Raw genomic sequence first — 7,343 nt, forward strand, 5'->3', positions numbered from 1 at the left:
CGGAACGGGCAATTCGGGAGACATTTATGACCGTTGGCATCGACGCCAGGCAACCGCTGTGGTTTTACGATTTTGTCTCGCCGTTCACGTACCTGTTGCTCGAGCAACACGACAAATGGCCGGGTTTCGACTTCGCGTTCACGCCGGTTGTCCTGACCGACCTGTATCACCACTGGGGACAACGGTCGGCTTACGGCATCCCCTCCAGGCGCACCTTTACGTACCGGCACGCGCTGTTTCGCGCGGAGCAGCTCGGCATTCCGTACAAGATGCCGCCGGCTCATCCGTTCGATTCCATGAAGCCGCTGCTGCTCGCCACCGCGGCGAAGGGCGACGTCAACTTCGTGCGCGAGGTTTTCCGCTTTATCTGGCGCGAAGGCCGCGATCCGTCGAGCGAAGCAGGCTTTGCCGCGCTGTGCGAACGCGTCGGCATGCGCGACGGCCCGGCGCTCATCGAGAGTGAAGAGGTGAAGGCGCAATTGCAGCGCAATACAGCGGACGCGATCGGCCTCGGCGTCTATGGCGTGCCGACTTTCCGTCTGAACGACCAGCTGTTCTGGGGTGAAGACGCGTTGCCCATGGTGCTGTACTGCGCGCGCACCCCGAACTGGCTCGAATCGAAAGAAGTGAAACGGATCAGTTCGTTGCCGTCGGGCCTGGCGAGCAAAAAACCGTAGGCGGACTGTCCGCCTGCGGCGCGCGAGGCATGGTCCGCGCCGCCGTCCGGGTCGATCAGCGCAAAACGGTATGGCTGATGCCGGCCATACCGGGCCTGCTATGCCGCTACACGGCAAACGGGCCTAAGGTTATGGCCTATGCGCCGTGCGCGTTGGCGCCCCGCTGTTGCGAGCCGCCTCGCGGACGGCTCCGAACGACGCTTCATCCGGACCCGACCCGCTTGCCCCGCCTCGCTTAAACCATGGACGACACCGCCGCCTCCCTCGATATCTGGCTCGTGCGCGTACTGCGCACGCTGCTGGTCGAGCGCAGCGTCACGCAGACCGCGCTGCGTCTGAATCAAACCCAGCCCGCCATCAGCACCGCGCTGCGCAAGCTGCGCGCGACGCTGAACGACCCGATCCTCGTGCGCGGCAAGTCGGGCATGGTGCCGACCGAATATGGCGAATCGCTGCTGGGCTCCGCGCAACGCGTGCTGCGCGAAGTCGATTTCGTCGCGACGCCGCATGGCGACTTCGATCCCGGCCGCTCGCGCCGCACGTTTCGCGTGGCGGCGCCGGACTATCTGAACGATTTCTTCATGCCCACGGTGGTCGCGCAGTTTCGCGAGGCGGCGCCGCACGCCCGGCTCGAGATCGATTCGCTGAGCCCGATGCTCGATCATTCGGCCGCGCTCGACGCCGGTGAACTCGATCTGGTGATCGGCAACTGGCCGAAGCCCGAGCCGCGTTTCGAACGCAGCGACCTGTTCTCCGATACGGTGGTCTGCCTGATGCGCGCCGACCACCCGTTGACGCGCGTGCCGTTGACGCGCGAAGCCTATCTCGCGGCGCCGCATCTCGCGCCTACGCCCTATAGCGGCGCGAGCAGCGGCGCCATCGACCTGGGTTTCGCGCGGGCGCGCGCCGACCGCCGCATCGTCGCAACGCTGCCTTATTTCGGCCTCGTGCCGCAAACGCTGCTGCAATCCGATCTGATCTTTACGACGACACGCCGGTTCGCGACGCACTACGCGAGCATCCTGCCGCTCGCCGTGGTCGAGGTGCCGATTCCGTTTCCTCGCATCAGGTGCTATCAGCTGTGGCATCCGCAACCGGACCGGCCAAGCGATGTCGGCTGGCTGCGCGCGCTGATGTCCCAGGTGTCGGATGGATTGGTGGCGCACAAGGTGCGGCGCGCCAGAACGGCCTCAAAACGGCCGCCGAAAGAGGAAACGTCAGCCGCGGCGGGCTGACGTTTGGTATGAGGTTCGGTATGAGGGGGGAGGCGACAGTCTTACCTCGGCCGTTCAAACACTTGCACAGAGATTCTGCGTCGCCACCTGTGCCACCACCTGCCGTGCGCGAATCTGCAGCAGTTCCGCGCACACCGCCACGGCGATCGCAGGCGGCGCCTTATCGACAATGCCGGCCACGCCGATCGGGCACGTCATCTCCACGAGCCGGTCCAGATCCACGCCGCGATCGAGCAAGCGCCGCTCGAACTTCACGCGCTTGGTCTTCGAGCCAATCATGCCGAAGTAGGTGAAATCGCGCCGCCGCATGATGCGCGCCGCCAGCGAAAAATCGAGCGCGTGATTGTGCGTCATCACCAGAAAGTACGCGCCGGGCGGTGCCGTGTCGACGATCGCATCCGGCGAGTCGGTCGCTTCGACCTGCACGTTGGCGGGCGTTTCATCGGGGAACAGCTCGTCGCGCTCGTCGACCCACTGGACCACGCACGGCAGGCTGCCGAGCAGCTTGACGAGCGCGTGCCCGACGTGTCCCGCGCCGAACAGCACGATGTGCATCGGCGCCGGGCGCGGCGCCTCCACGGCGCTGCGCCGGCCGATCTGAACGGAAGAGAAATCGTTCATGGCGATCATTCCAGTGAGTGTTTGATTCACGCGCGCGGCTCCCGGTTCGGTGCCGCGCTTTTTGCAACGCTTATTGCAACGCTTATTGCAACGCAAATTGCAGCGCTTACTGCCGCGCGGCGGCGGTCGCGGCCCGCACCGCGTCGATCGCCTTGAGGATTTCCTCGCTGGTCGCGGGCGCGTTCAGCGGCGGATTGACCTTGTGGTCGCCCACCGCCGACACCGCGTCGCGCACGGCGAAGAACACCGAGAACGGCAGCAGCAGCGGCGGCTCGCCGGTCGCCTTCGAACGGTGGATGCTGTCCTCCGCGTTGCGATTCTTGAACAGGCGCACGCGGAAGTCCGGCGGCGTATCGTTGACAGTCGGAATCTTGTAGGTGGACGGCGCATGCGTCATCAGCTTGCCGCCCGCGTTCCACCACAGTTCCTCGGTCGTGAGCCAGCCCATGCCCTGAATGAAGGCGCCTTCCACCTGGCCGACGTCGAGCGCCGGATTCAGCGACGCGCCCACGTCGTGCAACGCGTCCGCGCGCAGCACGCGCATTTCGCCTGTCAGCGTGTCGATCACCACTTCCGACACGGCCGCGCCGTACGAGTAGTAGTAGAACGGCCGGCCCTGCAGCTTCGATTGATCCCAGTAGAGCTTAGGCGTCGCGTAGAAACCGTCCGACCAGAGCTGAACACGCGCGACGTAGGCCTTCGCGATCACTTCTTCGAACGGCACGATCGTCTCGCCGACCACGATCCGGTCGTGCACGAAGCGCACTTCCGCGGCGCTCACCTGCCCCGCGCCGAAACGCTCCGCCGCAAACGCCGCCAGGCGTTCGCGCAACTGGCGCGCGGCGTCCTGCGCGGCCTTGCCGTTCAGATCGGAGCCCGTCGAGGCCGCCGTCGCCGACGTATTGGCGATCTTGCTGGTGTCCGTGGCCGTGACGCGAATGCGGTTAAAGCCGATGCCCAGTTCGTGCGCGACGACCTGCGCGACCTTCGTGTTCAGGCCCTGGCCCATTTCGGTGCCACCGTGGTTCACCAGCACCGAGCCGTCGGTGTAGATGTGCACGAGCGCGCCGGCCTGGTTGAAGTGGGTCACGTTGAACGCGATGCCGAACTTGACCGGCGTGAGCGCGAGCCCCTTCTTCAGCACTTCGTTGTTCGCGTTGAACTCGTTGATCGCCGCGCGGCGCGCGCGGTATTCGCTGGTCGCTTCGAGTTCGTCGATCAGCTCGTGAATCACGTTGTCTTCGACGACCTGGCCGTACGGCGTCTGATTGCGCTCGGTCTTGCCGTACAGATTGCGGCGGCGCACGTCGAGCGAATCCTCGCCGACCGAACGCGCGACGTTGTCCATGATGTATTCGATCGCGAACGCGCCTTGCGGGCCGCCGAAGCCGCGGAACGCGGTGTTCGACTGCGTGTTGGTCTTGCCACAGAAGCCGTCGATGCTCACGTCCGAGAGCCAGTACGCGTTGTCGAAGTGGCACAGCGCGCGCGTCATCACCGGGCCGGACAGGTCGGCGGAGAAACCGCAGCGCGAGGTCATGTCGACCGTCACGCCGTCGATCACGCCCTTGTCGTCGTAACCCACTTCGTACGTGTAATGGAAATCGTGGCGCTTGCCCGTGACCATCATGTCGTCGTCGCGGTCCGGACGCAGTTTCACGGGGCACAGCAGCTTCCACGCGGCGAGCGCGGCGCAACAGGCGAACAGGCCCGATTGCGATTCCTTGCCGCCGAAACCGCCGCCCATGCGGCGGCATTCGATCAGCACGTTGTGCGACGCCACGCCCAGAGCGTGAGCGACCATATGCTGCATTTCGGTCGGGTGCTGCGTCGAACAGTAGACGTGCATGCCGTCGTCGTCCTTCGGCACTGCGTACGAAATCTGGCCTTCCAGATAGAACTGCTCCTGACCGCCGAGCAGCATCTCGCCGGCTTCACGACGCGCCGCGCGGGCGATCTTCGTGCCGGCTTCGCCGCGGGCGAGCTTCATGGGCGGCAGGACGTGCTGGTTCGCGGCGCGTGCCTGCTGCGCGGTCAGAATTGCCGGCAGTTCCTCGTAGACGATGTCGGCGCGGCGCGCGGCGAGACGTGCAATTTCATGCGACGTCGCGACCACGATGAAAATCGGCTGGCCGACGTATTGCACGAGGCCGTCGGCGAGAATCGGATCGTCGCCGTGAATGATCGGGCCGACGTCGTTGACGCCTGAGATATCGCCGGCAGTAAAGATCGCGACCACGCCGGGCGTGGCGCGCACCTTGTCGAGCGACATCGAGACGATCTTCGCGTGCGCTTTCGGCGACAGGCCGAGCGCGGCGTGCAGTGTGCCGGCGAGCGTCGGGATGTCGTCGGTGTACGTGGCGCGGCCGCTGACGTGCAGATGCGCCGATTCGTGCGGGCGCGAGACGTGAACCTGGGTGAAATTGTCGAGATCCTGAAGGTCTTTCAGGAATGGTTCGGCATGCTGATTCATTGTTGTGTTCTCCGTATCCTTGGATAGCTGACTGCGTCTCAGGCGTTCGCGCCGGCAGGCGCGCAGGCCGCGGCGACCGCGCGCACATCCAGTGCGCTCTTCGGCAGCGGATTGTTCGGACGCGTTTCGAGCCAGAAACGGTACAGCGTGTTCTTCGCCGATTCGAGGCGATAGTTGCTGGTCGCGCGCATGTCGGACAGCGGCGCGTAGTCGTTGCCGAGCGCAAGCATGGCGGCCTGCGCGGTGGCTTCGTGCCACTGCGCGTCGCGCAGCACGGCCTCGGCGTGCGTCGCACGCTTGGACGTGGCGGCCATCCCGCCGAACGCGATGCGCGGCTCACGGATGAACTCGCCATCGGCGATGAACGAGAATGCAGCGCATACCGCCGAGATGTCCGAGTCGAAGCGCTTCGACAGTTTGTAGGTGCGGAACTGCAGGTTCTGGCGCGCGCCGGTACGCGTCGGCACCTTCAGCCCGACCACGAACTCGTGCTCCGCCATGTCCTTCTTCTGATACGCGAGGTACAGGTCTTCGAGCGGCATCTCGCGCTCGATCTCGCCGCCACGCACAATCACTCGTGCGCCGAGCGCGATCAGGCCCGGCATCGAGTCGCCGATCGGCGAGCCGTTGGCGACGTTGCCACCCAGCGTGCCGGCGTTGCGGATCGGCAGGGATGCGAAGCGTTGCCACATTTCGTAGAGTTCCGGGTACTGCTTCGCGATTTCCGCGTACGCCTTTTCGACGGTGACGCCCGCGCCGATCTCGATCCACTCGTCATTGGTTTCGAGCTTTTGCAGTTCGGCGATCTGACCGACGTAGACGATGTTGCCCAGCTCACGCATCTGCTTGGTGACCCACAAACCGATGTCCGTGCTGCCGGCGAGAATCCGGGCGGCAGGTTCGGCTTCCTTGATTTTCGCGAGCGCGTAGACGGTGCGCGGCGCGTCGAAGTTCTGGCCGGCGTGCTGGTAGTGGAACGTCTCCTTGCGCTCGAGCGTGGCGAGCGTTTTCGACAGCGCCTCGACGTTGACCGGCGCTTTCGGCGCGGGGGCTTCGAACATGCGCACGGCCGCATCGACGATCGGACGATAGCCGGTGCAGCGGCACAGATTGCCGGTCAGCGCATTGCTGATTGCATCGCGCGACGGCACGGTCTTGTTCGCGCAGCTGTGCTCGTGGCCGTGCTTTTCGTACAGCGACCACATCGACATGATGAAGCCCGGCGTGCAGAAGCCACACTGCGAGCCGTGGCACTCCACCATCGCTTCCTGCACCGGATGCAGCGAACCGTCCGGCTGGCGCAGATCTTCAACGGTGTACAGCGCCTTGCCGTCGAGCGTCGGCACGAACTGGATGCAGGCGTTGACCGCCTTGAAGTCGACGCCGCCCGCCTCGTTGCGCTCGCCGATCACGACCGTGCACGCGCCGCAGTCGCCTTCAGCGCAACCTTCCTTGGTGCCGGTGCAATGCGCGTCCTCGCGCAGATACTGCAGGACGGTGCGGGTGACGGGCGCATCCTTGATTTCGCGGATGGCGTTGCGGTGGTAGAAGCGAATCGGCTCAGTCATGTCTCGTTACTCTCGAATGTGCTGCGTCCGTTGGGACGTGCAGCTGTGATGGTCCGAAAACTATCACCGTCAATAAATACAACCCATAGCCCGGATCGCATGCGGGACATATTCCTGAAACGATATAGAGATGGATTTGGGGGCCGGCTGGCTTATGTCATTACTGACTTTTTGCCATAATTTTTTCATTTATAGTGAATTACAGCCACACAAACAGCTGACGCCCTGGCCCGCCGCGCCGGCAAAACGGGGGCCGATGAGGCAAAAACGGACCATTATGGCGATCCGGCACCTGTTTTTGGGCGGATAAAACATTAAGCAAGTCCTGCAAAGGAATCGGTTCCATGGGAAAATCACGACTCCCCGTCGATTTCAAGTCTCGTTTTCCCCATGTCCACCGATTCAGCGACACCTCGTAGCGAATTTGCGACGACCATGCAGATCATTCCGGTCGTTTTTTTCACGTTTCTTTGTTATCTGACGATCGGAATTCCGCTGGCGGTGCTGCCGGGTTACGTCCACGAGGACCTGGGTTACAGCGCGGTGCTGGCAGGCGCGGCGATCAGCGTGCAATACTTGGCAACGCTGGCCTCGCGGCCGCTCGCTGGGCGTTCGGCGGACACGCTGGGGCCGAAACGGACCGTCTCGATTGGCTTGCTGGGTTGTGGCGCGAGTGGCGTCTTGCTGCTGCTGGCGGTGTTGTGCGCTCACTGGCCGGTGTTGAGCCTCGGGTTGCTGGTCTGCAGCCGTCTCGTGCTGGGGTTTGGGG

Annotated in this window: 6 protein-coding genes; 3 read left to right on the forward strand and 3 right to left on the reverse strand. The window is 64.2% G+C overall.

From position 1 onward, the window contains the following. Positions 1 to 26: 26 nt before the first annotated feature. The gene (locus tag A6V37_RS07515) at positions 27 to 677 is read left to right on the forward strand and encodes a 2-hydroxychromene-2-carboxylate isomerase (RefSeq protein ID WP_064272480.1); all 651 of its coding nucleotides are present in this window, start codon (positions 27 to 29) and stop codon (positions 675 to 677) included. Between the two features lie 242 nt (positions 678 to 919). Beyond that, positions 920 to 1,912, forward strand: a complete 993-nt coding sequence (locus A6V37_RS07520) for a LysR substrate-binding domain-containing protein (protein ID WP_064285882.1) — start codon at positions 920 to 922, stop codon at positions 1,910 to 1,912. Between the two features lie 54 nt (positions 1,913 to 1,966). On the opposite strand, the gene xdhC is transcribed toward A6V37_RS07520, so the two are convergent. From xdhC to xdhA, 3 genes are all read right to left on the reverse strand, one after another. Further along, positions 1,967 to 2,533 (reverse strand): xanthine dehydrogenase accessory protein XdhC, encoded by a 567-nt coding sequence (xdhC, locus tag A6V37_RS07525; protein WP_064272482.1) that lies wholly within the window; start codon positions 2,531 to 2,533, stop codon positions 1,967 to 1,969. 106 nt (positions 2,534 to 2,639) lie between these two features. Then, a complete protein-coding gene (xdhB, locus tag A6V37_RS07530; protein WP_064285883.1) occupies positions 2,640 to 5,006 on the reverse strand; it encodes a xanthine dehydrogenase molybdopterin binding subunit in 2,367 nt (788 codons plus the stop codon). Between the two features lie 38 nt (positions 5,007 to 5,044). Beyond that, positions 5,045 to 6,574, reverse strand: coding sequence for a xanthine dehydrogenase small subunit (gene xdhA / locus A6V37_RS07535; RefSeq protein ID WP_064285884.1), 1,530 nt, complete (start codon positions 6,572 to 6,574; stop codon positions 5,045 to 5,047). A gap of 390 nt (positions 6,575 to 6,964) precedes the next feature. Between xdhA and A6V37_RS07540 the strand changes: the two genes are divergently transcribed. Continuing rightward, the coding region (locus A6V37_RS07540; protein WP_157447856.1) for an MFS transporter at positions 6,965 to 7,343 on the forward strand (379 nt) is incomplete at its 3' end.

The sequence above is a fragment of the Paraburkholderia ginsengiterrae genome, from assembly GCF_001645125.1.
Classification (GTDB): Bacteria; Pseudomonadota; Gammaproteobacteria; order Burkholderiales; family Burkholderiaceae; genus Paraburkholderia; species Paraburkholderia ginsengiterrae.

Bases quoted from the DNA above. Each gene is read 5' to 3' on its own strand.
- xdhA (WP_064285884.1), bottom strand. From the start codon at position 6,574: ATGACTGAGCCGATTCGCTTCTACCACCGCAACGCCATCCGCGAAATC.
- A6V37_RS07520 (WP_064285882.1), top strand. From the start codon at position 920: ATGGACGACACCGCCGCCTCCCTCGATATCTGGCTCGTGCGCGTACTG.
- xdhB (WP_064285883.1), bottom strand. From the start codon at position 5,006: ATGAATCAGCATGCCGAACCATTCCTGAAAGACCTTCAGGATCTCGAC.
- A6V37_RS07515 (WP_064272480.1), top strand. From the start codon at position 27: ATGACCGTTGGCATCGACGCCAGGCAACCGCTGTGGTTTTACGATTTT.
- xdhC (WP_064272482.1), bottom strand. From the start codon at position 2,533: ATGAACGATTTCTCTTCCGTTCAGATCGGCCGGCGCAGCGCCGTGGAG.